24 protein-coding genes are annotated in these 24,387 nt (G+C 70.3%); 11 read left to right on the top strand and 13 right to left on the bottom strand.

Features of this window, described 5'->3' with window-relative positions; genetic code table 11:
- Positions 1-119: 119 nt before the first annotated feature.
- The 5 genes from ACWDR4_RS43295 to ACWDR4_RS43275 all read left to right on the top strand — a co-directional run bounded on the left by ACWDR4_RS43295 (position 120) and on the right by ACWDR4_RS43275 (position 7,011).
- Positions 120-1,442 carry an extracellular solute-binding protein gene (locus ACWDR4_RS43295; protein ID WP_450416837.1) on the top strand — a complete coding sequence of 441 codons (1,323 nt, stop codon included), beginning with the start codon at positions 120-122 and terminating at the stop codon, positions 1,440-1,442.
- A 123-nt stretch (positions 1,443-1,565) separates the two neighbouring features.
- On the top strand, positions 1,566-2,486 hold the full coding sequence (locus ACWDR4_RS43290; RefSeq protein ID WP_450416835.1) for a carbohydrate ABC transporter permease: 921 nt from the start codon (positions 1,566-1,568) through the stop codon (positions 2,484-2,486).
- Positions 2,483-3,385 carry a carbohydrate ABC transporter permease gene (locus tag ACWDR4_RS43285; protein ID WP_450416833.1) on the top strand — a complete coding sequence of 301 codons (903 nt, stop codon included), beginning with the start codon at positions 2,483-2,485 and terminating at the stop codon, positions 3,383-3,385. Before ACWDR4_RS43290 ends, ACWDR4_RS43285 begins: the two co-directional genes overlap by 4 nt.
- A gap of 2 nt (positions 3,386-3,387) precedes the next feature.
- The gene (locus ACWDR4_RS43280; protein ID WP_450416832.1) at positions 3,388-5,118 is read left to right on the top strand and encodes a hypothetical protein; all 1,731 of its coding nucleotides are present in this window, start codon (positions 3,388-3,390) and stop codon (positions 5,116-5,118) included.
- Between the two features lie 57 nt (positions 5,119-5,175).
- Positions 5,176-7,011: a hypothetical protein gene (locus ACWDR4_RS43275; protein WP_450416830.1), complete on the top strand. Its 1,836-nt coding sequence runs from the start codon at positions 5,176-5,178 to the stop codon at positions 7,009-7,011.
- A 113-nt stretch (positions 7,012-7,124) separates the two neighbouring features.
- Here ACWDR4_RS43275 and ACWDR4_RS43270 read toward each other — a convergent pair whose 3' ends face one another.
- The 3 genes from ACWDR4_RS43270 to ACWDR4_RS43260 form a co-directional block, all read right to left on the bottom strand.
- Positions 7,125-7,766 (bottom strand): nucleoside/nucleotide kinase family protein, encoded by a 642-nt coding sequence (locus ACWDR4_RS43270; protein WP_450416828.1) that lies wholly within the window; start codon positions 7,764-7,766, stop codon positions 7,125-7,127.
- A gap of 17 nt (positions 7,767-7,783) precedes the next feature.
- On the bottom strand, positions 7,784-8,911 hold the full coding sequence (locus tag ACWDR4_RS43265) for a serine hydrolase domain-containing protein (protein WP_450416826.1): 1,128 nt from the start codon (positions 8,909-8,911) through the stop codon (positions 7,784-7,786).
- Positions 8,912-8,972: 61 nt separating this feature from the next.
- Positions 8,973-9,386 carry a TOBE domain-containing protein gene (locus ACWDR4_RS43260; RefSeq protein ID WP_450416824.1) on the bottom strand — a complete coding sequence of 138 codons (414 nt, stop codon included), beginning with the start codon at positions 9,384-9,386 and terminating at the stop codon, positions 8,973-8,975.
- Positions 9,387-9,506: 120 nt separating this feature from the next.
- Here ACWDR4_RS43260 and ACWDR4_RS43255 point away from each other — a divergent pair, with 120 nt between their 5' ends.
- Positions 9,507-10,541, top strand: coding sequence for a permease (locus ACWDR4_RS43255; protein ID WP_450416822.1), 1,035 nt, complete (start codon positions 9,507-9,509; stop codon positions 10,539-10,541).
- Complete coding sequence (locus ACWDR4_RS43250; protein ID WP_450416821.1) at positions 10,538-11,257, top strand: TIGR03943 family putative permease subunit; 720 nt, start codon at positions 10,538-10,540, stop codon at positions 11,255-11,257. Before ACWDR4_RS43255 ends, ACWDR4_RS43250 begins: the two co-directional genes overlap by 4 nt.
- A gap of 22 nt (positions 11,258-11,279) precedes the next feature.
- Here the strand turns inward: ACWDR4_RS43250 and rpmF are convergent, their stop codons facing one another.
- Entirely contained in the window at positions 11,280-11,444 is a 165-nt protein-coding gene (gene rpmF / locus ACWDR4_RS43245) for a 50S ribosomal protein L32 (RefSeq protein ID WP_450416819.1), read from the bottom strand.
- A gap of 84 nt (positions 11,445-11,528) precedes the next feature.
- The gene (locus tag ACWDR4_RS43240) at positions 11,529-13,103 is read right to left on the bottom strand and encodes a serine/threonine-protein kinase (protein WP_450416818.1); all 1,575 of its coding nucleotides are present in this window, start codon (positions 13,101-13,103) and stop codon (positions 11,529-11,531) included.
- Positions 13,104-13,317: 214 nt separating this feature from the next.
- On the opposite strand from ACWDR4_RS43240, the gene ACWDR4_RS43235 reads away from it, so the two are divergent.
- Complete coding sequence (locus ACWDR4_RS43235) at positions 13,318-14,166, top strand: oxygenase MpaB family protein (RefSeq protein WP_450416816.1); 849 nt, start codon at positions 13,318-13,320, stop codon at positions 14,164-14,166.
- Positions 14,167-14,310: 144 nt separating this feature from the next.
- On the opposite strand, the gene ACWDR4_RS43230 is transcribed toward ACWDR4_RS43235, so the two are convergent.
- The 7 genes from ACWDR4_RS43230 to ACWDR4_RS43200 form a co-directional block, all read right to left on the bottom strand.
- The gene (locus tag ACWDR4_RS43230; protein WP_450416859.1) at positions 14,311-15,435 is read right to left on the bottom strand and encodes a S1 family peptidase; all 1,125 of its coding nucleotides are present in this window, start codon (positions 15,433-15,435) and stop codon (positions 14,311-14,313) included.
- Positions 15,436-15,643: 208 nt separating this feature from the next.
- Positions 15,644-15,781 (bottom strand): hypothetical protein, encoded by a 138-nt coding sequence (locus tag ACWDR4_RS43225; RefSeq protein ID WP_450416814.1) that lies wholly within the window; start codon positions 15,779-15,781, stop codon positions 15,644-15,646.
- Positions 15,774-16,538: an LLM class flavin-dependent oxidoreductase gene (locus ACWDR4_RS43220; protein WP_450416812.1), complete on the bottom strand. Its 765-nt coding sequence runs from the start codon at positions 16,536-16,538 to the stop codon at positions 15,774-15,776. The genes ACWDR4_RS43225 and ACWDR4_RS43220 overlap by 8 nt, the downstream gene beginning before the upstream one ends.
- Before the next feature lie 58 nt (positions 16,539-16,596).
- Positions 16,597-17,583 carry an ATP-grasp ribosomal peptide maturase gene (tgmB, locus tag ACWDR4_RS43215; RefSeq protein ID WP_450416811.1) on the bottom strand — a complete coding sequence of 329 codons (987 nt, stop codon included), beginning with the start codon at positions 17,581-17,583 and terminating at the stop codon, positions 16,597-16,599.
- 16 nt (positions 17,584-17,599) lie between these two features.
- Complete coding sequence (gene tgmA, locus ACWDR4_RS43210; RefSeq protein ID WP_319210443.1) at positions 17,600-17,791, bottom strand: putative ATP-grasp-modified RiPP; 192 nt, start codon at positions 17,789-17,791, stop codon at positions 17,600-17,602.
- A gap of 241 nt (positions 17,792-18,032) precedes the next feature.
- The gene (locus tag ACWDR4_RS43205) at positions 18,033-18,404 is read right to left on the bottom strand and encodes a DUF6479 family protein (RefSeq protein WP_450416809.1); all 372 of its coding nucleotides are present in this window, start codon (positions 18,402-18,404) and stop codon (positions 18,033-18,035) included.
- 84 nt (positions 18,405-18,488) lie between these two features.
- Positions 18,489-19,316, bottom strand: a complete 828-nt coding sequence (locus tag ACWDR4_RS43200; protein ID WP_450416807.1) for an SAM-dependent methyltransferase — start codon at positions 19,314-19,316, stop codon at positions 18,489-18,491.
- A gap of 194 nt (positions 19,317-19,510) precedes the next feature.
- Between ACWDR4_RS43200 and ACWDR4_RS43195 the strand changes: the two genes are divergently transcribed.
- Both ACWDR4_RS43195 and ACWDR4_RS43190 read left to right on the top strand, forming a co-directional pair.
- A complete protein-coding gene (locus tag ACWDR4_RS43195; RefSeq protein ID WP_450416805.1) occupies positions 19,511-21,169 on the top strand; it encodes a tetratricopeptide repeat protein in 1,659 nt (552 codons plus the stop codon).
- Positions 21,170-21,324: 155 nt separating this feature from the next.
- The gene (locus ACWDR4_RS43190; RefSeq protein WP_450416858.1) at positions 21,325-22,395 is read left to right on the top strand and encodes a M23 family metallopeptidase; all 1,071 of its coding nucleotides are present in this window, start codon (positions 21,325-21,327) and stop codon (positions 22,393-22,395) included.
- Positions 22,396-22,408: 13 nt separating this feature from the next.
- On the opposite strand, the gene ACWDR4_RS43185 is transcribed toward ACWDR4_RS43190, so the two are convergent.
- Complete coding sequence (locus tag ACWDR4_RS43185) at positions 22,409-23,752, bottom strand: MFS transporter (RefSeq protein ID WP_450416803.1); 1,344 nt, start codon at positions 23,750-23,752, stop codon at positions 22,409-22,411.
- Positions 23,753-23,902: 150 nt separating this feature from the next.
- On the opposite strand from ACWDR4_RS43185, the gene ACWDR4_RS43180 reads away from it, so the two are divergent.
- On the top strand, positions 23,903-24,262 hold the full coding sequence (locus ACWDR4_RS43180) for an ArsR/SmtB family transcription factor (protein ID WP_450416801.1): 360 nt from the start codon (positions 23,903-23,905) through the stop codon (positions 24,260-24,262).
- Positions 24,263-24,387 lie beyond the last annotated feature (125 nt).

The raw sequence follows: 24,387 nt of genomic DNA, 5'->3' as shown, positions 1-24,387 counted from the left end.
CGTGGACGACGCGGCCGGGCGAGGCTGCGCCCCCCGGAAAGCAACTTTCCTGCAAAATGCACCCGTGCCGCATGGGTCGGCGCCGTGCTCTGTCCCCTACCGAAAAAAAGGGATCGAAGATGACCACTGTGGGTGTGCGGCGCTCCAGCCGACTCGGCCGCGGCGGTATGCGCCGCCTGGTTCCCCTCGCCGCCGTTGCCTCGGCGGGTGCCCTGCTGCTCTCCGCCTGCGGCGGGGGCTCCGACTCGGGCGGTACGTCCAAGTCGCTGACGTTCTGGATCTCGACGGTTCCGGGGCAGGACGCGGGCTGGAAGAAGTCGGTGGCGGCCTACGAGAAGGAAACGGGCGTCAAGGTCAAGCTCGTCAACATCCCCTACGACGGCTACACGACGAAGCTGCGCAACTCCGCGCAGGCGAACTCGCTGCCCGACGTGGCGGCCGTACCGGCGCTGGACCCGATCTGGTCGAACAAGCTGATCGACCTCAGCTCCATCGCCAACAACAAGACCAACAAGATCAACGCCAACTTCGTCGCCAAGGACTCGTCCGGGAAGGTGCTGTCCATCCCCTCGGACGTCACCGCGTCCGGCATGTTCATCAACAAGTCGCTCTTCGAGAAGGCCGGTGTCTCCTTCCCGACCTCGCCCGACAAGACCTGGACCTGGACCGACTTCATCAAGGCGGCGAACGAGGTCCGTGAGAAGACCAAGGCCAAGTACTCCCTGACGTTCGACCAGTCGGCGTCCCGGCTGCGCGCCATGATCTACGAGTTCGGCGGGCAGGGCGTCCACGCGGACTCCTCCGGCAAGTTCTCGGTGGACGACGCGACCAAGAAGGCCGTGAACACCTTCGTCGGATGGAACGACGACAAGACCATCCCGAAGTCGGTGTGGACCAGCGGCGCCGACCCGTCGGCCATGTTCCAGAGCGGCGACGTGGTCGCCTACTGGTCCGGCGTGTGGCAGGTGCCCGCCTTCGCGGAGAGCATCACGAAGTTCGACTGGGCGAGCGTCCCGACCCCCGCCGAGCCGGTGCAGGCCAGCGACGTCAACAGCGGTGGCATGACGGTGGGCTTCAACAACAACGCCGACGCGGCCAAGGCCGCGAAGGACTTCCTGTCCTGGCTGTACGAGCCGGCCCACTACAAGGCGCTGTGCGAGGCGTCCGGCTTCCTGCCGGTCGAGAGCGGTCTGAACCCGACGTACCCCTTCAAGTCCGAGGCGGCGCAGGCGGCGTTCAAGCTCTACAACGAGTCGATCCCGCTCTACGCCCCGATCTCCGGCTACTTCAACTCCGCGCAGACGGGCTGGGTGCTGAAGGGCAAGAGCCTCACCGACGACCCGACCAAGGCTGAGATCGGCAAGGCGGTCAACGGCGAGCAGTCGGCCGACAAGGCCCTGGAGAACATCGTGGCCGGCTACAACCAGCAGGTCGGCGGCTGAGCGTAGGCCAGTGGGCCGGGCGGCGGGGTCGAGACTCCGCCGCCCGGCCCGGGCGCCCAGCCAGTGCCGGGCTCATGGCGTGAGCCCACCGCAATCCCCATCCACCAGCACGGAGTCAGGAAGATGACAAAACGCGCCTCGGTCGAGTCTGCGAGCCCGCCGAGCCCGTCCAGGAGACGCAGTAAGTACACGCTTGCGCCGCTCGTCCTCATCGCGGCCAATGTCGTGCTCTTCGCGCTGTTCTTCGTCTGGCCGGCGGTGATCGGGCTCGTTTACTCCTTCACGAACTACACGGGCATCGGGTCGTTCCAGTTCGTCGGACTGGACAACTACCAGAAGCTGCTCGGGGACTCGACCTTCTACGACGCGATGACCCGCACGCTGCTGTACACCGTGCTCTTCGTCCCGCTGAACTTCGTGCTGTCGCTGCTCATCGCCAACGTGCTGGTGAGCAAGCACGCCAAGGGCGCGTCGGTCGCCCGCCTCTTCTTCTTCATCCCGTGGCTTCTGTCGCCCATTATCGTGGGTGTCCTGTGGCGATGGCTGTTCGGTGAGAACTTCGGACTGGTCAACTACCTCATCGAGAAGGTCGGCGGAAGCGCCGTTCCGTGGCAGTCGAACGCGGACCTGTCACTGATCGTGGTCGTGGTGGCGGCGTCCTGGGCCTGGACGGGCTTCTCCATGCTGCTGTTCATCGCGGCGATCAAGAACGTACCGACGTCGTACTACGAAGCGGCCTCGCTCGACGGCGCCGGTCCGTGGCGCCAGTTCATCAGCATCACTCTGCCGAGCATCGCGCCCACCTCCTTCATCGTGATCCTGCTCAACACGATCCACGCGATGAAGGAATACGCGGTGTTCGCCTCCCTCAACAGCGGTGGACCCGGAACGTCGAACAACCTGCTTGTCCAGTACATCTACCAGACGGGGTTCAAGGCAGGCCAGATCGGCTACGCGAGCGCCGCGTCGTTCGTGCTCATGCTCATCCTGATGGGCGTCGCGGTCATCCAGATGATGGTCAACCGGCGGGTGGAGAACCGATGACAACCACAGACATGCCGCGCAAGGTCGACGCCGACTCCGTACGGGCCGTCTCCAAGAAGAGGAACCGCGGCTCGGCAACCGGCGGGCTTCGGCGCGCGATCGCCCCGACGACTCTGCTGTGGTTCCTGGCGGGCCTCTACGGGATTCCGGTGCTGTGGTTCGTTCTCAGCTCCTTCAAGCCGGCGGGAGACCTGTTCTCCCTTCCGCTGACGGTGTTCCCGGAAAACCCCACCGTGTCGGGTTACAAGGCGGCGTGGGCAAGCGCCAACTTCGCCCAGTACTTCATCAACACGACCCTCGTGTGTGTGATCGCGACGATCCTCACGGTGGGAGTCAGCTGCTGCACCGGGTACGCGCTGGCCAAGTACGACAACAAATGGCTCAAGGCCTTCTTCCTCTGCATCCTGGCCACCACGATGCTGCCGGCCGAGGTCATGCTCGCCCCGCTGTTCCTGGTGGTCCGCGACCTCGGCTTCTACAACTCGCTCTCCGGCATCATCCTCCCGGCTCTGCTCACCGCGACCGGGTGCTTCATGTTCCGCCAGTTCTTCCTGACGGTCCCCGACGAGCTCATCGAGGCCGCCCGTATCGACGGCGCGAAGGAGCTGTCGATCTTCCTGAGGATCATGGTGCCGCTCTCCCGGCCCATCGCGCTGACGCTCGCCATCCTGTCGTTCCAGTGGCGGTGGAACGACTACATCTGGCCGCTGCTGATGCTGAACGACCCCGAGAAGTTCACCGTGCAGATCGGCATCCAGAGCCTCGTCGGGGCGCAGAACATCAACTGGTCGGTGCTGCTCGGCGGTTCGGTCATCTCCATGATCCCGCTGATCGTCGTCTTCCTGGTGTTCCAGAAGTACGTCATGAACGCCGACATCAACGCCGGCCTGAAGGACTGACCTTGCCCACCCCGCTCGACTCCGAGTTCGACCACGAGTTCGTCCGGTCGGCGGCCCGCGCCGCCGACCGGCAGGCCGCCCCGCTGGCGGCCCGCCCCGACGAGGAACCCGCCGGTGTGCCGCACCGTGGTCTGGCGCGGCGGGTGAAGACCCTGGTCGCGGCCTACCGTTCCCCGGACTCGGCCCTGCACGGCAGCGCACAGGCCGTCGCCGCCGCGACGACCCACCTCCGCGCCCTGCGGGCCACGCAGACCACCACCGGCCTCTTCGCCGGCGGTGACAACGTGCAGTCCCCGCCGGACTCCGGCTTCACCGTCAACGACGTGTGCGACGCGCACATCCTCGCCGCCGACGCGGGGCCGGAACTGAGTGACGTCACGGCCGCGCTCGCCGAGATCGCCGACGCCGCCACCGGCGGCCTCCTCACCGGTGGGGTGCACACCCCGAACCACCGCTGGGAGTTGTCGGCGGCACTGGCCCGGCTGCACCGGTCCTTCCCGGACGACCGGCTGCTCGGCCGTGTCGAGGAGTGGCTCTCCGAAGGCGTCGACATCGACGCGGAGGGCCTGTACTCGGAACGCAGCGCCAACTACGCGGCCCACGTCTCCAACCCGTCGCTGCTCCTGCTGGCCGAGGTCCTCGGCCGCGCCGACCTGCTGTACGCAGTCGAACGCAACCTCGCCACCACCCTGGACCTCATCAGGCCGGACGGCACGGTGGAGACCGTCCACTCACGACGGCAGGACCAGAACCACCCGTTCCCGCTGGCGCCCTACCTGCCGCACTACCGGCTGCTCGCGATCCGCACCGGCCGGGGCGACTTCGCCCGGGCGGCCTGGCTGGCGGCGGCCGGCGGTATCGACGACCCCGACCTGCTCGCCGAGACCCTCCTCACCCCGGACCTGTGCCGCACCCTGCCGGCCTCGGCCGAGGAGCCACTTCCGCGCGACCGGTACCTCGCCACCGCACGCCTCGCCGCCCGCGCCTCGGCCACCGCGCACACGGTGGTGTACGGCGGCTCCGACGTGCCCGAGCACCGGCGCATCCGTTCGGGCCTCGCCTGCAACCCCACCTTCCTGCGCCTGTTCGCGGGAGACGCCGTCCTCGACGCGGTCCGTCTCTCGCGGGGGTTCTTCGACCTGGGCCCGTTCCGCGCCGCCGACATGGAACAGCCCGCCGACAACAGCTACCGGCTCACCCAGACCCTCACGGCCGCCTACTACCAGCCGCTCCCGAAGGACGAGAGGCGGGACGACGCCGTCTACCGGCTGGTGGACGACGGACGCTTCTCGGCCTCGATGGCCTTCCCGGACCGGCCTCGGGACGAGGTCTCCCACACGACCCGCGTCGAGGTGGACCTGCGGGAGGGCGGTGCCGACCTGCGGATCGACATCAGCGGACCACGGGTGCCCTGGTCCCTCGAACTGACCTTCCGGCCGGGCGGAGTGCTGGAGGGAGCCGTTCCGATCGGCGACGGACGCTGGTGCCTGGCGACCGGGCCGATGACCTACCGGGTCGGTGACGACGAGATCCGCGTCGAGGCCGACCTCCAGGCAGGCGAACCGCTCGCCGGACCGGAGCGTAGCGAGGTACTGCGCTACGACCCGGGGCAGGACTACACCGTGGCGGGCGGCACCGATGCGACGACCGGGAACCGTGTCTACATCGGAGGACTCGGCCCGCACACCCTGACCGTCGCGCTGCGCGCCCGTCGGCCCGCACCTGTCGTGTGACGCTGTGACTCCGACGAACCACGCCATGGCCAGCCCAGGCATGAAGGACTGAGGGCATTGCATCTCCCGCGCCAGCGAGGGGCGTTGCACGATCTGCCGGCGACTCCGGCGGACTACGACGCCGTCCTGACCGCCGTCGTGGGTGAGGCGCTCACTCGCCTCACCCGCGACGGCAACCTCGAACACCCCGACTGCGTGGACGACATCGGCGACACCTCTCTCGGCATCACCTCGCTGCTGGCCCTGGCCTGGCAGCGCGGCAAGGACCCGCGCCTGCCGGAGGCGGTGGCCCGCAGCCTCGCCTTCCATCTCCGGGAGCGGGTCTACACCGAGGACAACCCCGGCTACCCGAACCTGCGGACCCGCAACTCCGGTCTCCCGTACGCCCGTTACGTACTGGAGTCCGGCGCCTACCCCATCGGCGACTGGCCGAGCACGGTGTGGGCGCTGCTCCAGGCGGTCGACATCCTGGACGCGGCCGAGGGTCTGGTCGCCGACGAACAGCGCGCGGAGCTGGTCGAGTTGGCGCACGGCTACTGGCGTTGGCTGACCGAGGCGACCTTCTTCAACCCGCAGAAGGCCGGCAATCAGGCCATCGGCTGTGTCGTCGGCGGTCTGATGCTGGCCCCCCATCTCCCTCCGGAGCAGGGCGAGTTGGTCCGGTCGCGCGCGATCTCGCTGTACGTCGACAAGGTCCGCGCCCACCGGGTGAGCGACCGGGGCGCGACCCTGCCGCCCGAGCACGGCGGCGCCTACGACAACAACTACGGCCCGATCTCCCTCTCCTTCCTCGCCCAGGCCCACCGGGTCAGCGGCGAGGAGATCTTCGCGGAGGACGGCGAGGCGCTGGCCCGCTACATCGACGCCCGCCTGACGAACGGCGGTTACGACAACGGCGGCCCCCGCTACAGCGAACAGCACTCCGCCTTCGAATCGGTCCTGGGCCTGCGCTACTTCGGCCACCGCATCGGCGCCGACCTCGGCCGCTACCGGGGCGACAGCCGCTGGGCCCGGCACGCGGTCAAGCCGGACGGCGGTATCGACGGCCACTTCGCGTGGATGCTGGTCTGGCAGATCCAGGACACCACCCCCTGGCACCGCACCCCCTCGACCGAACCGCTGCGCCACCAACTCCGCGCCGGCAGCGTCTCGGTGGCCTTCGACGACAGGATGACCCCCTCCCTGGTCGAGGCGGCGGGCACGTACTACCTCCCGGCGGCGGTCAACCGTCAGCACGGCTTCGGCCCGGTCGTGGACGGCTTCCTGCTCTGCCGCCCGATGGGCGAGGTCCGGGTACGGGACGTCCGCACCGACGGCCTCGCGGCCAAGCTGGTCACCAAGCCGGTTGTCGGTCGCGACCACGTCCTGCGCCATGTGCGGTCCCTGTACGTCACGGACGGCACGGCTCTGTGGGTCACGGTCGCCGTCGAACACCTCGACGGCACCCTGTACCTGCTCGCCGGACTGCCGTACGCCACGGACGACGGCGACCAGGTCCGCCGTACGGCGGAAGCGGGTGCCGTTGTCTCCGCGGGCCCCCTGCGCCTGACGCACCCGGCGTCGGAGGGCGTGGAGCACTTCGACGCGCGCACGGAGGCGACCCAGGAGCAGGCGGCGTTCGCCCTCGCGGCCGACCCGCGCGGTTATGGCAACCCCGACGAGGGCTGGCGGCACCTGGTCAGCTCCTCGGCGCTGGAAGCCGAGCCTGCGCCCGGCGTACCGGAAGGGCTGACCGTGTTCGCCGTACGGTACGGAGGCGGCGCCGGGTTCGCGCCGGTCTTCGAGGCCACGCCGGAAGGTCTGCGGGTGCGCACGGAGGCGTTCACGGCGGTGATCGGTGAGGTGGCGGGCGACGTCCGCGGTGAGCCGGAGTTGACGGTTTCGGGCTGCTGAGGAGGACTTTCGGCTGCTGGTCGGTGGGGGCTGGTCGCGCAGTTCCCCGCGCCCCTAGGTGGGTGCAGTCCTGCCTGTCTGTACGACCAGGTCCGCCTGGGCAAGGGTTGCCTCTACCCGCCTGTCAGTACCACCAGGTCCGCTTGGTCCAGGGTTGCCGCTACCAGCTCCGCGTTGGGCTGGTCCGAGCGCAGTACCCACGCCACCGCCTTCTCGTGGGGCTTGCCGAACTGCTCGTGTCGGGCGATGAGGCGGCGCAGGCGCTCCTCCTCGTCCAGCTCGCAGAACCACACCTCGTCCAGTTGTGAGCGGACCCGGGGCCACAGCAGGAGGTAGTTGCCCTCCGTCACGATCAGGCGGGCGGTCGGCGGGACCGGGATCGCGCCCGCGATCGGCTGCTCCAGGACCCGTTCGAACCCCGGCGCGTAGACGATGCCGTCCTCGCCCTCCGCACGCAGCCGTTGCAGCAGCGCCGCGTACCCCGCCGAGTCGAAGGTGTCCGGCGCGCCCTTGCGATTCCGCAGGCCCAGCCGGTCCAACTCCACGTCGGCGAGATGGAATCCGTCCATCGGCACATGGGCGACCCAGGGCGGGCCGTCGCCGTTCAGTGCCCGGACGAGCCGTTCGGCGAGCGTCGTCTTGCCCGCGCCAGGACTCCCGGCGATACCGAGCACGGCACGCCGGTCGTCCCTGACCAGCGCCTGGGCCCGGCCGAGGAGTTCGTCGAACGTGGGGGAGGAGGGAGGTCGTTCCACGCGGCCGAGTCTCTCACCTACCCGGACAGCCCTTCGTAGGCCGCCGCCAGGATCATGAACGCCCGGTCGTCGCCGAGTCCTTCCGGGTTGAGCATCCGGTTCATGACGTACGCCACGGACATGCGCGCGTCCATGTCCACCAGGACCATCGAGCCGCCCCAGCCACCCCAGAAACACGTGCGGGGGTTGGGGAGTTGGCCGGAGTTCAGGCCGTACCCCATGCCCCAGCGCATGGGCACGCCCAGGATGCCGTCCGTGCCGAGGAACTGTTCCTCCAGGGCGCGTTCGCAGCCCGCCTCCGACAGCAGCCGTACGCCTCGTGCGGTGCCGCCGCAGGCCAGGACGGACTGGACGGCGGCGACCGAGCGGGCGTTGCCGTGGCCGTTCGCGGCGGGGATCTCGGCGCGCCGCCAGGCCTCCGTGTTGGCGGTGGCGGGCGGGAGGGGCGGATTGCCACGGCGGTCGCTCGGCCGAGCGGCGTTCGGATCGAGTACAGGCTCGGGCGGGGGGATCACGGGCGTGACCCGATGATCGTGCTCGGCGGGCAGCCCGATGTGGAAGTCGGCGCCCAGCGGTCCGGCGATCTCCTCGGCGAAGAAGACACCCGGGGTACGGCCGGTGACCCGGCGGATCACCTCGCCGACCAGGTGGCCGTAGGTGACTGCGTGGTAGCCGCCCTCGACGCCGGGCTTCCAGGCCGGGGCCTGGGCAGCGAGCCGCGAGGTGGCCGTCGGCCAGTCGTAGAGGTCGTCGAGCGTCAACGGCTCGTCCCAGGTGGGCAGGCCCGCCGTATGGCCCAGCAGATGCCGTACCCGGACGTCCTCTTTGCCGTTCGCGGCGAACTCGGGCCAGTAGCGGGCGACCGGCGCGTCCAGGTCGAGTTCGCCCCGGTCGGCGAGGACCAGGGCGCACAGTGCCGTCATCGTCTTGGTCGTGGACCAGGTGTTGGTGAGCGTGTCGCGCTCCCACGGGACGGTACGGGCCTCGTCGAGGTGACCGCCCCACAGGTCGACCACCGGCTCGCCGTCGAGGTACACCGCGACGGACGCGCCCACGTCCTTGTCGTCGAGGGATGCCGCCAGCGCCGCGCGGACAGGGGCGAACTGGTCGGTGCACGTGCCGGATGTGCCGGAGGTCTCCACCATGCCGTGACCGTAACCAGGCCTCGTGGACACGGCCACCGATTATTGCGTCGAGTGCCCCGGATCAGGTGCGGTCGATATGTACGTTCGTCGACTTCACCCGGGCCGTGGCCTCCACGCCGACTTCGAGGCCGAGTTCCTCCACGGCCTCCCGGGTCAGCAGGGACACCAGCCGGTGCGGGCCCGCCTGGATCTCGACCTGAGCCGCCACATCGCCGAGCTTCACGGCCGTGACGATGCCGGGGAAGGCGTTGCGGGCGGAGGTGTACGACGGTTCCTCCTCGCCGGAGCCGCTGCCCGCACCGGCGTTGGAGTGGGCCAACTCGGTCGAGAACGCGGCCAGATCCCGTCCGTCGATCAGCCGCCGCCCGCCCTCGTCACGGTGGGTCTTCACCCGCCCCGCGTCGGCCCACCGCCTCGCGGTGTCGGGGCTCACGCCCAGCAGACGGGCGGCCTGACCAATGGTGTAGGACTGCATACGCGCCAACCTAAGCTCGTTCCCCGATCTCGCAAAATGAGCAACCGCGCCCGTCGCGGCGTACTGAACTGGTAAGGAACGCACGCACACAGCACGGCCACGCCCGGAGGTACCTCGCCCGTGAGCATCACCAAAGCGGCCCCGCCCGGGTCCGGCCATCGCGACACGGAGGCGCCGGAGGGAGATCCGGGCGGCGAGCAGCAGGGCTGGCAGTTCAACTCGCCGCTCGTCCTGACCATGCTGCTCATCCTGGTGGTCTCCTTGCAGGGGCCGATCCGCCGGGCGGTGTCCGAGCCGGTGATGCAGAGCTGGATGACGGTGTTCGTCGCTGTCGTCGTCCAGGCCCTGCCCTTCCTCGTCCTCGGTGTGCTGCTGTCGGCGATGCTCGCGGTGTTCGTACCGCCGTCGTTCTTCGCCCGCGCCCTGCCCAGTCGGCCCGCCCTCGCGGTGCCGGTCGCGGGGATGGCCGGAGCGGTGCTTCCCGGGTGCGAGTGCGCGTCCGTGCCGGTGGCGGGCGCGCTGGTGCGGAGGGGTGTCGCCCCGGCGGCGGCGCTGGCGTTCCTGCTCTCCGCCCCGGCGATCAACCCGATCGTGCTGACCGCGACCGCCGTCGCGTTCCCCGGCCGGCCGGAGATGGTGGTGGCGCGATTCGTGGCGAGTCTGCTGGTGGCGTGTGCGATGGGCTGGCTCTGGCAGCGGCTCGGCCGCGCCGACTGGCTGCGCCCGCCGGCCCATCCGTCGGACGAGGGCCTCGGCAAGGGCGCCGCGTTCTGGAGTTCCGTACGGCACGACGTGATGCACGCGGGCGGCTTCCTGGTCGTCGGCGCGATGGCCGCGGCCACCCTGAAGGCCGTCGTCCCGGCGCACTGGCTGAGCCTCGCGGCCGACAACCCCGTGGTGTCGGTCCTCGCGCTCGCCGTCCTCGCGGTGCTGCTGTCGATCTGCTCGGAGGCGGACGCGTTCGTCGCCGCGTCCCTGACCCAGTTCTCGCTCACGGCCCGGCTGGCGTTCCTGGTGGTCGGCCCGATGATCGACCTGAAGCTGTTCGCCATGCAGACGGCGACCTTCGGCCGGGGCTTCGCCCTCCGCTTCGCACCGGCCACCTTCGTCATGGCCGTGGCGTCGTCGGTGCTCGTCGGGTCGGTGCTCCTGTGAACCGGCAGGCACAGGCGGCCGTCCTGTTCCTGGTCGGCGGGGCGATGGTGCACGCGGGCACCACCGACCTCTATCTGCGCTACGTGAAGGCAGGGCTCCAACCACTGGTCGTCGGCGCCGGAGTGGTCCTGATCGTGGCCGCGCTGGCGACGGTCTGGTACGAGCGGAAACGGTCAAGTACCGGCCCCGGCAAGGAGGTTCACGTCCACCGTGAACCGCGCGTCTCCTGGCTCCTGATCCTGCCCCTGCTCGCGCTGATCCTGGTGGCCCCGCCCGCCCTGGGCTCCTACAGCGCCCTCCGCACGGGTACGGCCCTCCAGGCGCCGCTGGCCTACGCGCCCCTGCCCTCGGGTGACCCCGTACGCCTCAGCCTGGTCGACTACGCGGGCCGCGCGGCCTACGACCACGGACGCTCGCTGGGCGACCGGCGGATCGTGATCACCGGGTTCGTCGCGCTCGACGGCAAGGGCACCCCGTATCTCGTCCGGATGGCCCTCAACTGCTGTGCTGCCGACGCCCAGCCGGTCAAGGTCGGCCTGACCGGCCGGATCCCCCCGGTGCTGCAACCGGACACCTGGCTCGAACTCACCGGCACCTACAGCGAGCTGCGGACCAAGGACCCGGTGAACAACGGCATCATCCCGTTCTTCGACATCGCCGAGGCGAAGCCGGTCCCGACGCCGCGCGACCCGTACGACGAGAGCTGGAACGGCTGAGGCCTGGATCGGGGAGTTCCGGTCAGGGCTGGATCAGCCCGCGCTCGTACGCCTTGACCAGGCGCTGCGGCACCATGTGGGCGACCCCGTCGACGGTGACCGGCACCAGCTGGGCCGGGGCAGCCTTCCACTGGGCGCGACGGTGCCGGGTGTTGCTGCGGGACATCTTCCGCTTGGGAACGGCCATGGGAATCCTCCTCGGTCGGCGAGCGAGAAGGACGCTACATGAAAATGGATCCCATTAGCAATCTTGGTGTCGGTGACCGGTCCGTCAAGGCTGGTGCGTGACACTCACCTGCACGGTCAGCGTGCCCCGGTTGTCCTCGGAGCAGGCCCCGGCGGAGTCGTTGATGCCCAGTTGCAGGGTGCCGTTCCCGGTCGCCCGGAAGGTCAGCCTCCGCCCGACGGAGTGGACGGGGGAGCCCTTCGTGCCCGTGAGGACGGCCAGCAGGGTGCCGAACGGTGCCGCGGGCTCGACCTTGCAGTCCCTCGCACCGTCCAGCAACGCGTCGGTCTCCGCGTCGTAGCCGGCCGGCCCGGTCATGGGTATGTTCCGGTGGTCGACCGTCCATTCACCCGAGACGAATCGCACGGTGACCTGGTCCCCTCGCTGAATGGCCGCTCCGGTCACCGGCTGCCAGCCGGTCGCCGACTGTACGACCTGACTGACGGTCGTCGTCTTCGGGCCATCCTTCAACGGCAGCGTCCCGGTGAGGAAGAGACCGCCCACGACGCCTGCCGCCAGTACGACCGTGCCGGTCAGTGCCCACCACAGCCCCTTGCGGCCCGCCCGGCGGGACGGCCGGGGCTGCGTGTGCTTGAGGGACGTGGTGCGCCGCGCCGTCGGATCGCCCTGCCCGGCCGGGACGAGCCGCCCATGCCCACTGGTCACCGTGTCCGCGTCGGCCGTCGGATGCGAGGGCCGCAGTACGCGCACGGTCGCCGGGGGCAGCGGCTCGGCGAACATCTCCGACGTCTCCCCGGCCGCGACCCGCTGCAACGCGGAACGGACGACGGCTGCCGAGGGCCGCTCGCCCGGGGCCTTGCGCAGCAGCGCCTCGACGACCGGGCGCAGCGGGCCGAGTCGCTCCGTCAGGACGGGTTCCTCGTACGCCACCGCGTGCAGCGTCGCGGGCGCCGCCGGTCTGCGGAACGGGGACAGCCCGCCGCAGACCGTGGCGAGGGTCGCGCCCAGGGACCACAGGTCGGACGCCGGACCGGCCTCCGCTCCCGTCACCCGCTCGGGCGCCATGAACTCCAGGGAGCCGATCAGCTCGCCGGTGGTCGTCAGGAACTCGCCGTCGTCCAGGGCCGCGATGCCGAAGTCGGTGAGGACCGCGCTGCCGTCCCGGCGCAGCAGGACGTTGGCGGGCTTGACGTCGCGGTGCAGGGTACCGGCGTTGTGCACGGCCTCCAGCGCGTCGAGCAGTTGCAGACCGAGGGCGGCGGCGTGATGCGGAGGGAGGGGGCCCGTCTCGGCGATCCGGTGGGCCAGCGAAGGCCCGTTGACGAGTTCCATGACGATCCACAGCCGGTCCTCGGCCTCGACCAGGTCATGGACACCGATGACATGGGGGTGCGGCACCCGGGCGACCGCGCGTGCCTCACGGATGGCGCGGCGCACCCGGATGCGGTGCTCCTCGTCGCCGTGGGTGAGGATGTGCAGCTCCTTGGCGGCGACCGGCCGGTCGAGCAACTGGTCATGGGCGCGCCAGACCGTGCCCATGCCGCCCCTGCCGAGGATGTCGTGGAGCAGATACCGGCCGGCGATCAGCCGTTCCGAACCGTGTCCCGAGCCGCGGTCCGAACGCGTCGCCGATGGGTGATCGCCATCTCCGGATGTCACGTGCGCTCTCACGTTCCCTGTTCGGTTGGTCGTCGTTCGTTCGAAGGGGCCGAGCATAGCGGAGCACCGGCCGTCCCGAACCCTCAACTACCTTGTGGCGAAAGGGCTTTGAGGGCATGCGCCTTCCCATACGGGGAAGTGCGCCCGGTCGGGGACGGGGAGGGCACCGACGATGCGCCGTGGGTACAGATGGGTGGACCGTGAGCTTGCCCGAATGGACCCGGAGACCGACTGGGAGCGGATGATCTCGCTCTACGTCGGCCACCGCGTCCCGGAGTTCGCCCTGGCGATGATGATCTATCCGGGCACCATGCGCATGATGCAGCCGAGCATGGGGTCCGCCACCCTGGCCCACACCGCGAAGTTGGAGACGCGTCCCCACCGGCGCTTCCAGGACGGCAACGACTTCCTGACGGCCTGGATGGTGGACGGCCTGTCCAGCGAGGCGGGCCGCAGAGCCGCCGAACGCCTGAACCGCATCCACCTGGGCGTCGCCCGCCGGACCCCGCACCTTTCCGGCAACTTCGACGACATCGACGACTTCGTCTATCCCCTGGTCCTGCTGGCCACGTTCGGGGACCGGCTTCAGACCTCCCTCGGTCTGCCCGGTACGAGCGAGAAGATGAAGACCGCGTGGCACCACTGGGCGCGGACCCTCTTCCGCCTCCTGGAGCGCGAGTCCGGTCCCTTGGACGGAGAGGCGTTCCCCGAGGACTGGAACGCCATGACCGAGTTCGCGGCGAAGTTCGACTCCCGGCCGTACGAGCCGACGGAGGCCGGCCGTCGGGTGGCGACCGCGATGATGGACTTCTTCGCCGAGCGCTGGTTCCCGTCCCCCTTACGGCCGTTCGGCCGGGACCTGACCCGCTACCTGGCGGGCGAGCGCGTCTGCCGCCTCCACGGCATCGGCTGGCTCAGCCCCCGCCGCGAGCGTGTCGTCCGCGCCTTCCTGAAGTCCGCGTTCCGCGCCCAGCGCCTGCTGCCCGACTACCGCACCCCGCTCCCCGAGCGCCTCCGCCGGACCCGGCGCACCAATGCACAGCTCAGGAAGCTCGAACCCTGAGTACTGAGCGCTGAGTCCTGAGTCCTGGGGCCGATCAGGTGGACCCGCCGAACTGACCGTACGGGCAAGCCTGTTGGCGGCACGCGTGCCCTCCGCGTGCCGCCAACAGGGGAGTTCAGGAACGCTGGATCAGGAGACGCTGGTTCAGGCTGTGTGCAGGGTCAGGCCGTACCGGCTGAGGATCTCGTTGATGGGCTGGAACCAGGTCTGGCCCCCGCTGGTGCAGTTGCCCCAGCCGCCCGAGGTCACCCCCTGGGCCTGGTCGCCGCTGATGAACGAGCCGCCGGAGTCGCCCGGTTCGGCGCAGACGCTCGTCTTCGTCATCTGATAGACCGCGCCCTGGCTGTAGTTGACGGTCTCGTTGAGGCCCTGCACCGTCCCGCAGTGCCAGTGCGTGGTTGACCCCGACCGGCAGATCGACGCACCGACGGGCGCCACGGCCGAGCCGCGCACGAGCCGGTCGGAGGTCGTGCCCCAGCCGAGCACGACCGGTACGGTCCACCATCCGCTGCCCACGTTGACCCAGGCGTAGTCGTTGTCGGGGAACGAGGAGCCCTGGAAGTTGCCGATGTAGGACCGGTCCCAGCCGCTGACCCCGGCGCCCGCCTGGCCGCAGTGCCCGGCGGTCACGAATCCGCCGTGTACCGAAAACCCTATGGAGCAGCGGACGTTGCCCGTGTAGTACGGGTCGCCGCCGACGGTTCCGGCGGCGAAGGTGCGCGGGGCGGAGGCGGTCTTCTCCACCGTGACGGGACCTGCGGCACGGGCGCGGTCGAGGAACTGTTCGACATCGTTGTCGCCCTGTCGATCGGCGACGACGGTCACGACGACCGCGCCGCCCTTCGGGTCGACGTGCCAGCCGCTGACTCCGTCGGGCGCGTCCAGCTTGTCGAGGCGGGCCCGCGTGGCGTCGAGCTGGCGCGCACTGTGAGCCGCGGTGCGAACGGCCGCGCCGGTGGCCCGGACGGAGGTGAGGGTGGCGGGGGAGGCGTTCGAGGTGACGGCGACGGCCAGTCGACCGCTGTCGGCGTCGAACCAGGAGCCGCCGTAGGAGGCGCCGGCGGCCCGACGGGCCTTCGGTTCGGCGGCCGTCGCCGCCTTCTCCGCGGCGATGCGTGCCTCGGCCTGCGGCTTCGTCAGCCCGAAGTCGCGCTGCATGGCGGCGAGCAGTCCGGCGGAGGCCGGTGCTTCGGTGGCGGGGGTCTTGGTCGTAGGGGACGAGTCGGCGGCGGCGGGCAGGACGCCCGCCGTGACGAAGGTGCCGAGCATGAGCAGTGTCGCGGCCAGGGAGGCGCGCGTGATCGTCCTGCGTCTCAAGGGAGTTGCCCTTCGTTGTTCCAACAAGGTGGGGGTGGAACGGCGGTACTCTGAGAGCGCTCTCACACGTGTGGCTCGGCAGAGCCTAGCCGCTGACCATTGGCAGGTCCATACCAATGCGCCGTGGTGGTGTCACCCGTGCGCCGGGGCTGACGGGCGATCAGACGAGGTCTGCCAGAGCCGTGAGCGTGTGCTCGCCCGCCGGGTCGCCGGCGGTGGCGGGCACCAGGGCGATCTCGTCCAGCCCGGCGCCGGCATAGGCGTCGATCCGGGCGCGTACGGCGTCGGAGTCACCCACCAGCGCGACCGTGCCCGCGGCCTCCGGCGGCAACGCGGCGAGCAGCGCGTCCACAGGGGCACCGGAATGCGCGAGGTCCACAGCCGTTCCGAACCCGGCTGCGGTGAGCATGTCGCTGTAGCCCGGGACGGCCAGATAGCCGGCGACACTCCGCAGGACCTGGTCGAGCCGACTCCGGCCGGGGGGCGACGGCGACCGGCAGCCAGGCGGCCAGCCGGGGAGGGGGGACGCGCCCCGCCCGCTTCGACGTCGCGTCCAACGTGCCGCGCAGGGCCCGCACTTGCTCCGGGGAGACGGCATCGAGAACCATCCGGTCGGCATGGGTGGCCGCCACGGAGATCGCCCGGTCGCCGAACGCCGCCACCGTGAGCGGGCCCCCGGGCGGCCGGTGCCGCCGCAGGAAGACGCTCCCGGGCACGATCGCCCCGCCCGGCACCCCGTGCACGCCTTCGACGACCCGCCTGCTGGAGGTCCCCAGCGCGACCCCGACCGGGCGCCCCACGGCCGCGGCGACCGAGGCCGCGCCCCGCACGATCGTCAGCGGATCGCGTACGGAGACGGGCACGGGGCCGGCCGTCAGGGCGACGTGCCCGGTCGCGAGGCCGATGGCCGTGGCGAGGACGAACGCGTCCCAGGTCGGCCCCTCCCCGGCCCACACCTCGCGGTACCCGAGCCGGTCGGCGACCACCCCGACCTGCACCGGCTCATCGACCGGACCGCCGTCCGCACGCGCCGCGGCGACCACGCTGAAGTCCATGAACTCACCGTAGGAGGTTGCCCTGTTGAGGGTGACGACACTTTCGCGGCGGCTCTCCTCAGGGAGCCGTGCGCATGGACCCCCGCGGGTCGCACGGCTGTCTGTCGGGCTCTTCCCCGGCCAGCCAGTCGGCGACGGACCGGGCGATCGGCTGCCCGGTGTCCATCTCGACGAAGCCGAACTGGCCCGACTGGTTGCATTCGAGGAACCACCAGATGCCGTCGGCGTCCTCGGCGAAGTCGAAGGCCCCGTAGGCGAGTTCGGCCTCCCGCAGATACCGGTGCACGGCCTCGGCGATCCGCGGCGACACCTCGACCGGCCGCCAGGGCTCGTCGGAGGGCGCGAAGCGGACGTCGACGTCGTCGGGATGCGCGTCCGGCGCAACTGCCTTGCGGGCGGCGAGGATCCCGTCGCCGACCGCCGTCAGACGGATGTCGGCCCGCTTGTCGACCCGGCGTTGCAGCAGGGTGGGCCCGAAGGCGACGGCGGTGAAGTCGACATCGGGCGCCACCCGGCTCGTCGGTACCACCCTGGGCGGCTCCTGCGGATGCGACCCGGAGACGGGCTTGACGACCAGGTCGGGAAAACGCTGCGCGAAGTCACGGGCCGCCTGCGGGAACGTGGTGATCAGCGTCGCCGGCACGGGCAGCCGGCTGCGCTGCGCGAGATGCAGCTGCCAGGGCTTGTGCCGGGCCCGGCGAGCCGCGTCGGGATGGTTCATCCAGCGCGCGCCGGTACCCCGGAGCATGCCGTAGAAGGCCTGCGAGGCCTCCTCGGTGAGCCAGCCGGACGGCTCGGTGGCCCGCGCCCCCGGAACCCCCGGCCTGCGCACCCACACGGACCGCAGCCCGCCCATGCTGACCAGCCGCCCGCCGACGGACAGATGCCCGCGAAACGCGCCGTGCACGTACTCGCCGGACAGGGCGACATCGCCGGGCAGGTCGGCGGGATCGAGCCGTACCACGGGAATGCCGGTGCTGTTCAGTCGGGCCACCACGAGATCCGCCGTCACGTCCTGTTCGGACGTCAGAACCAGGACCGTCATCGAGTCAGATCCATGTTCAGTCGTCGAAGTGAGTCTTGGAACCGGCGGTCGACGTTGTGGCCCCGAATTCACGCATCACGGCATGGTCATGAGCCGCTATCCGCCCACCCGGAAGCACATTCAACTGCAGTCCGCAGTCGTAACTGTACGGAGTGCTCACCTCCAACTGCTCAGCTGGGCGCGCGTAGTTCAGAACGAACAGCTGCATCGCTTCTCCTCGATCGGCGACGACGTCGGTCAAGTGGACGCTGGCACTCCGGGATTACCGTCCCGTCCCCCGTGCCCCGCCTCCAAGGAGTTATACGAATCGAACGAGTGAATGGTTGCCTCACGTTGTGTACAACCGCGTCCGGGCAGCTCTCCGTAGTCCGCGAACCACGCTCCGCGGATCGTGGGGCCGGGTCGCGGATGGATCGGAGGGAGGCGGAGGGGGCAAGGGGGCAGAGGGGTCAGTGGCGCCCGAGGCCGCCACTGCCGAAGGAACCGCTGGAGCCGGGGTCCCAGCGGCCCCGCTGCTGGTCCTTGCGTCGTTTCGTCGACGCGGGGTGGAGTTCGTACGGCATGAGCCGCTCCCGCTCGGCCGCAGCGCGCGGCATTTCGTCGGGCTCCCGCATCTCGCGGATCTCGTGGACGGGACCGGAGGGCGGGAGTGTGGGTTGTTCGTCGGGGCGGGGTCGGGCGGATTCCCGGTCCCGGACCCGCATGCCGAACCAGAAGGCCCAGATCAGTGCACCAGCGATGAACAGGCCTGCGATAAATGCGGCCGTCACGTTGAGTAGATCGCTCGACGCGGCCAGTAGTTCAGACGTTGCCGTACTCATATGCCAATTATCGCCGACGGCCTGTGAATACGCGCCTGAAATGATCCTGAGAAAACGCTGTGCCGCCCTCGTCCTTCTTTCCGCTCAGGGCTTCAGAGCGACGGCGCCGAATTGCGGAAGAGTAGCGGTGGAGTCGCTCTCCGTACGCCACTGCGCACAGGAGACGAGCCCCGGGTCGAGAAGATCCAGGCCGTCGAAGAAAGCGGCGACCTCGGCACGGGGACGTGCGGTGATCGGCGGGGTGGCGTTCTCGTTCCAGAACTTCATCGCCTCGATGTTTCCCTCACCACCGAGATCCGAGTCGGTCGTCGGATGGGTCAGCACCAGATAGCTGCCCGAGGGCACCGCCGCCATCACCTGGCGCACGATGTCCTGCGCCTGGCCGGTGTCGAGGACGAAATTCAGGATGCCGAGCATCATGACGGCGACGGGCCGGTCGAAGTCGAGGGTCTCCGCGGCGCGGGCGACGATGGTCTCGGGGCGGTGGACGTCCGCGTCGATGTAGTCCGTGGCCCCTTCGCTGGTGCCCGTCAGCAGCGTACGGGCGTGCGCGAGCACGATCGGGTCGTTGTCGACGTACACGATCCGCGACTCGGGGGCGATGCGCTGGGCGATCTCGTGGGTGTTGTCCACCGTCGGGAGTCCCGTCCCGATGTCCAGGAACTGCCGCACACCCCGCTCGGCGACCAGGAAGCGCACGGCCCGCCCGAGGAAGGCGCGGTCCGCGCGGGCCACGCTGCGGATCAGCGGGAACATGGCGTCGATGTGGTCACCGACTCCCTGGTCGACGACGTAGTTGTCCTTGCCGCCGATCCAGTAGTTCCACACCCTCGCGTTGTGGGCCACCGAGGTGTCCAGCCGGCCGCGTCCCTCTGACGTGCTGCCCTGCTCGCTCACGCCGCTTCCTCTCATCACTTCCCGCACCCCGCACGGACGTCGACACGCACCCGGCCGTCAACATCCTTCGCGCCTACGAGGGTGATCTTATGACCGGGCTCCCCGGGGCCAGGGCGGGAGGCGCCGGGAACGCGTGCTGCCGCGGGCCGCGGGCGGCTCTAGTCTCGCCGGACAGGCCCCAGCGGAGCGGGAGACCGGGAGAGACACCGATGGATCACTACGACTACGACCTCGGCACCCACGCGCGGACCGTGACGACGTCGTCCGCCGAGGCCCAGAAGTGGTTCGACCGGGGCCTGGTGTGGACGTACGGCTTCCACCACGAGGAGGCCGTCTCCTGCTTCGAGGCCGCCGCCGCGGCCGATCCCGACTGTGCCATGGCCCACTGGGGCATCGCGTACGCCCTCGGCCCGAACTACAACAAACCCTGGGAGTTCTTCGACGGCGAGGAACTCGCGGCGACCGTCGCCCGCACGCACGCCGCCGTCGAACTCGCCCAGCGGAAGGCGGCCGGTGCCACGCCCGTCGAACAGGCCCTGATCGGCGCCTTGCGTTCCCGCTACCCGCAGGCGGAGGCAGTCGAGGACTGCTCGGTGTGGAACGAGCCCTATGCGGACAGCATGCGCACGGCGTACGAACTCGCCCCCGACGACCTCGACGTCGCCACCCTGTACGCCGACGCGCTGATGAACCTGACCCCCTGGCAGCTGTGGGACGTACGCACCGGCGAGCCCGCCGAAGGTTCGCGCACCCTCGCCGTGAAGGCCGTCCTGGAACGGGCGATCGCGACCGACGCCGGCTCACGGCACCCGGCACTCCTGCACCTCTACATCCACCTGATGGAGATGTCCGCCGCCCCGGAGACCGCCCTGCCCGCCGCCGACCGGCTGCGCGGCCTGGTCCCCGACGCCGGCCACCTCCAGCACATGCCCACCCACCTGGACGTGCTCTGCGGCGACTACCGGCGCGTGGTCGCGGACAACAGCACGGCGATCGTCGCCGACGACAAGTTCCGCGCGAGGTCCGGCGCGATGAACTTCTACACCCTCTACCGGTCGCACAACCACCACTTCAAGATCTACGGCGCGATGTTCCTGGGCCAGTCCAGGACCGCGTTGGAGGCCGCCGCGCAACTGGAGGCGTCCATCCCGGAGGAGTTGCTGCGGGTGCAGAGCCCGCCCATGGCCGACTGGCTTGAGGGCTTCCTCGCCATGCGCGTCCATGTGCTGATCCGGTTCGGCCGCTGGCCGGACATCCTCGAACTGCCGCTGCCCGCCGACCCGTCGCTGTACTGCGTGACGACGGCCATGCTCCGGTACGCCCGAGGGGTCGCCCTCTCCGCCACGGGCCGCATCGCGGAGGCCGAGGCGGAGCGCGAACTGTTCCGCGCGGCGGTCGGCCGGGTCCCGGAGACCCGGATGCTGTTCAACAACACGTGCCCCGACATCCTCGCCGTCGCGTCGGCCATGCTCGACGGCGAACTGGAGTACCGAAAGGGCAACTTCGACGCCGCCTTCGCCGCGCTGGAGCGGTCGATCGCGCTGGACGACAACCTGCCCTACGACGAGCCGTGGGGGTGGATGCAGCCGACCCGGCACGCGTATGGCGCGCTGCTGCTTGAACAGGGGCGGGTCGCGGAGGCGGAGGCGGTCTATCGGGCCGACCTCGGCCTCGACGACACGCTTCCGCGTGCGGTGCAGCATCCCGGCAACGTGTGGGCGCTGCACGGGTTCCATGAGTGTCTGGTTCGGCTGGGGCGGGTGGGGGAGGCTCGGATCGTTGCTCAGCAGTTGAAGATTGCGGTTGCTTTGGCGGATGTTCCGATCGAGGCGTCGTGCTTTTGTCGTCTGGATGTTGGCTGCTGCTAGGGGCTCCCCTGGTGGGTAGTTCGTTTGCCGCGGGCCGGTGGGGGCTGGTCGCGCAGTTCCCCGCGCCCCTGCCGGGGCTGCCCTTGTGGACGTGTGTTGTTGCCTTCTGGTCTGCCTTTGGGGTCGGTGATCTTCCGTGGGTGGCGGGCTAGCGTCTGTGTGTGAGTGACGACGACGCCGTTGGGGCACCGGCGCAGCGCCCTCGTCGGCGTGGTCCGGGCTTCTTCACGTTGATGGTGTTGCCGTGCTTGGTGACCCTTGCTGTCGTCGCCGGTTTTCTTGCTCTGACGGGTGGTCTGCCCGGGGACGGGGCCTCGGCGGCGGACACGGAGCAGAGCAGCGTGGGTGGCGTCAACGAGACCTACGGGCCGTGGCTGCGCAAGGCCGCCGCCTGCACCGTCGTCGCACCGTCCGTGCTCGCCGCCCAGATCGACCAGCTCACCGGCTGGCGCGACGACACCGGCGAACTCACGGGCGAGCAGGGCATCGCCGGATTCACCACCGCCCAGTGGCGGACCTGGGGCAAGGACGACGACGGCAACGGAACCTCCTCACCGCGCGACGAGGCCGACGCCATCATGGCCCTCGGCCGACAGGACTGCGCCCTCGCCCGGCAGATCACGGACCTCAGAACCGAAGGCACCGTCAACGGCGAGCTGGTGGACCTCACCCTCGCCGCGTACGCCGTCGGAATCGACGAGGTCACCGAAGCGGGACGCGTGCCCGACGGCGCTCGCACGTACCTCGCCGAGGTGAAGGAACTGCTCCCGCGCTACGAGACGTTCGACCAGGAACCCGTGACCGGCGGCGCCCCGGCGAACGCGATCCTGGCCGCCCCGGTGAGCACCCTCGTCATCACCTCCCCCTACGGGTCACGCCAGCACCCCCTCACCGGCGTGACCAAACTCCACACCGGCGTGGACTTCGGCGCGCCCCAGGGCGCCCAGGTGTTCGCCGCCCGCCAGGGCCAGGTGGTCTTCGCGGCCATGACCAAGGCGTACGGCAACCGCATCGTCATCGACCACGGCACCATCGAGGGCAAGCGCCTGGAGACGACGTACAGCCATCTGTCCGCGCTCGGCGTCACCGCCGGTCAGACGGTGTCCACCGGTACCCCCATCGGCCGGGTCGGCTCCACCGGCCTCTCCACCGGCCCGCACCTGCACTTCGAAGTGATCTACGACGGCTACTACGCCGATCCGCAGCCTTGGCTCGCGGCGAACTGACCCGTCCGTCCGGTCAGCCGTGGGCGTGCAGCCCGTCGAGGAGCGGGTCGTGGGTGTGCCGCCAGCCGCCGCCGACCCGTCGCGCGTCGGCCAGATGCGGGTGCCCGGCGGGCAGACCGGCGTGCTCGTGCTCGACGGGTGCGGATTCCCGCGCAGGCCACAGACGTACGGCGAGCAGCCCGCCGACGAGTGCGACGGCCCCCAGGGCGAACACCGCGAACCGAAGCCCGGCCACCGCGCCGAGCCATCCCGCCAGTGGATACGTCAGCAGCCAGCAACTGTGCGAGAGGGAGAACTGGGCCGCGAACGCGGACGTCCGCTCCCCGGCCGGCGCCGCCCGGCGGATCAGCCGCCCCGTCGGAGTGAGCACCATCGAGCAGGCGGCACCGAACGCGGCCCAGGCGGCCAGCAGCCCGGGCCAGCGCCAACTCCCGCCGCCCGCCGAGGTGATGGCGCCGAGCACGACGAAGACGCCGGTGAGCAGGAGGGCGCCCCGCAGCATCACCGTACGGTCCGGTATCCGGTCGAGAACCCGGGGCAGGAGCAGCGCCACGGCCATCGAGCCCGCACCGAACGCGCCGAGCGCCAGCGGTACGTCGGCGGCGCTCCGGCCGAGCAGGTCACGGACGTACACCACGGTGTTGACGGTGACCATGGCGCTCGCGGCGGCCACCGCCAGGTCGAGGGCGAGCAGGGCGCGCAGCTGGGGGACGGCGAGGAAGAGCCGGGTGCCGGCGGTCGCTCTCGCGTACACGCTGCCGGTGGGTGGGGCGGTGGTTTCGGCGATGGGCTTGGGCAGTACGGCGGAGGTGACCAGGGCGGCCGAGGCCAGGAAACCGGCCACTGTGCCGAGGAACAGCCAGTTGTACGTGATCAGTGACAGCAGCGCGGCGGCGAGGGCGGGGCTGAACAGGCTCTCCAGGTCGTACGCGAGCCGCGACAGGGACAGGGCCCGGGTGTAGTCGCGTTCGGCGGGCAGTACGTCCGGTACGACGGCCTGGAAGGTCGGGGTGAACGCGGCCGACGCGGCCTGCAGCAGGAAGATCAGGACGTACACCTGCCAGACCTGGTCCACGAACGGCAGCAGCAGCGCGACCCCGGCCCGCGTGAGGTCAGCCCCCACCAGCAGCGCGCGCCGCGGCAGCCGGTCGGCGACCGCGCCGACGGCCGGGGCGATGACGACGTACGCCACCATCTTGACCGCGAGCGCGGTACCGAGGACCGAACCGGCATCGGCGCCCGCGAGGTCGTACGCGAGGAGGGCAAGAGCGACCGTCGCCAGGCCGGTGCCGGTGAGGGCGACGAGCTGGGCGGTGAAGAGGCGGCGGTAGGTGCGGTTGCGGAGGACGGAGAGCATGCGGCGGTCCCTGGGGGCGGCGGGGAGCGGGCGTGACCTCTCACTACTCTAGCTATAGGTGCGCACCTGCGCACATGTTGACAGGGGGATGCGGGAATCGGTGAGTGGCCGTCGCCCTCGACGGGCCCCTCCTCCCTCTACGCTGAGGGCATGCCTGCTCGCGAGACCTTGCCACCTGCGGCCGATACGCATCTGCGTGCCCCGGACAGTGCGCGGCTCGCGGAGGCGACCGAGGTGTTCGCGCTGCTGTCCGACGCGACGCGGCTGCATCTGCTGTGGCTGCTCGCGCAGGGTGAGTCGGACGTCGGTTCGCTGACGGAGCGGTGCGAGGCGTCGCGGACGGCGGTCAGCCAGCATCTGGCGAAGCTTCGGCTCGCGGGGCTGGTGGAGACGCGGCGCGAGGGGCGGTACGTCCACTACAGCCTGCGGGACGGGCACTTGCGGCGGTTGGTGATGGAGGCGCTGAGCCATGCGGATCACAGGGTGAGCGGCAAGGCGGCGCACGACTGAGGGGTTTTCGCCCCCGCCGCCCTTACCCGTCCCATCCCTCGGGGGCTTCGCCCCCGAACCCCCGCTACGGCCCTGAACGGGCCTTGTCCTCAAACGCCGGACGGGCTGACATACCCAGCCCGTCC

The organism is Streptomyces sp. NPDC000878 (genome assembly GCF_053599695.1).
The sequence above is the reverse complement of the archived record's forward strand: the minus strand, read 5'-3'. Positions and strand labels throughout refer to the sequence as shown.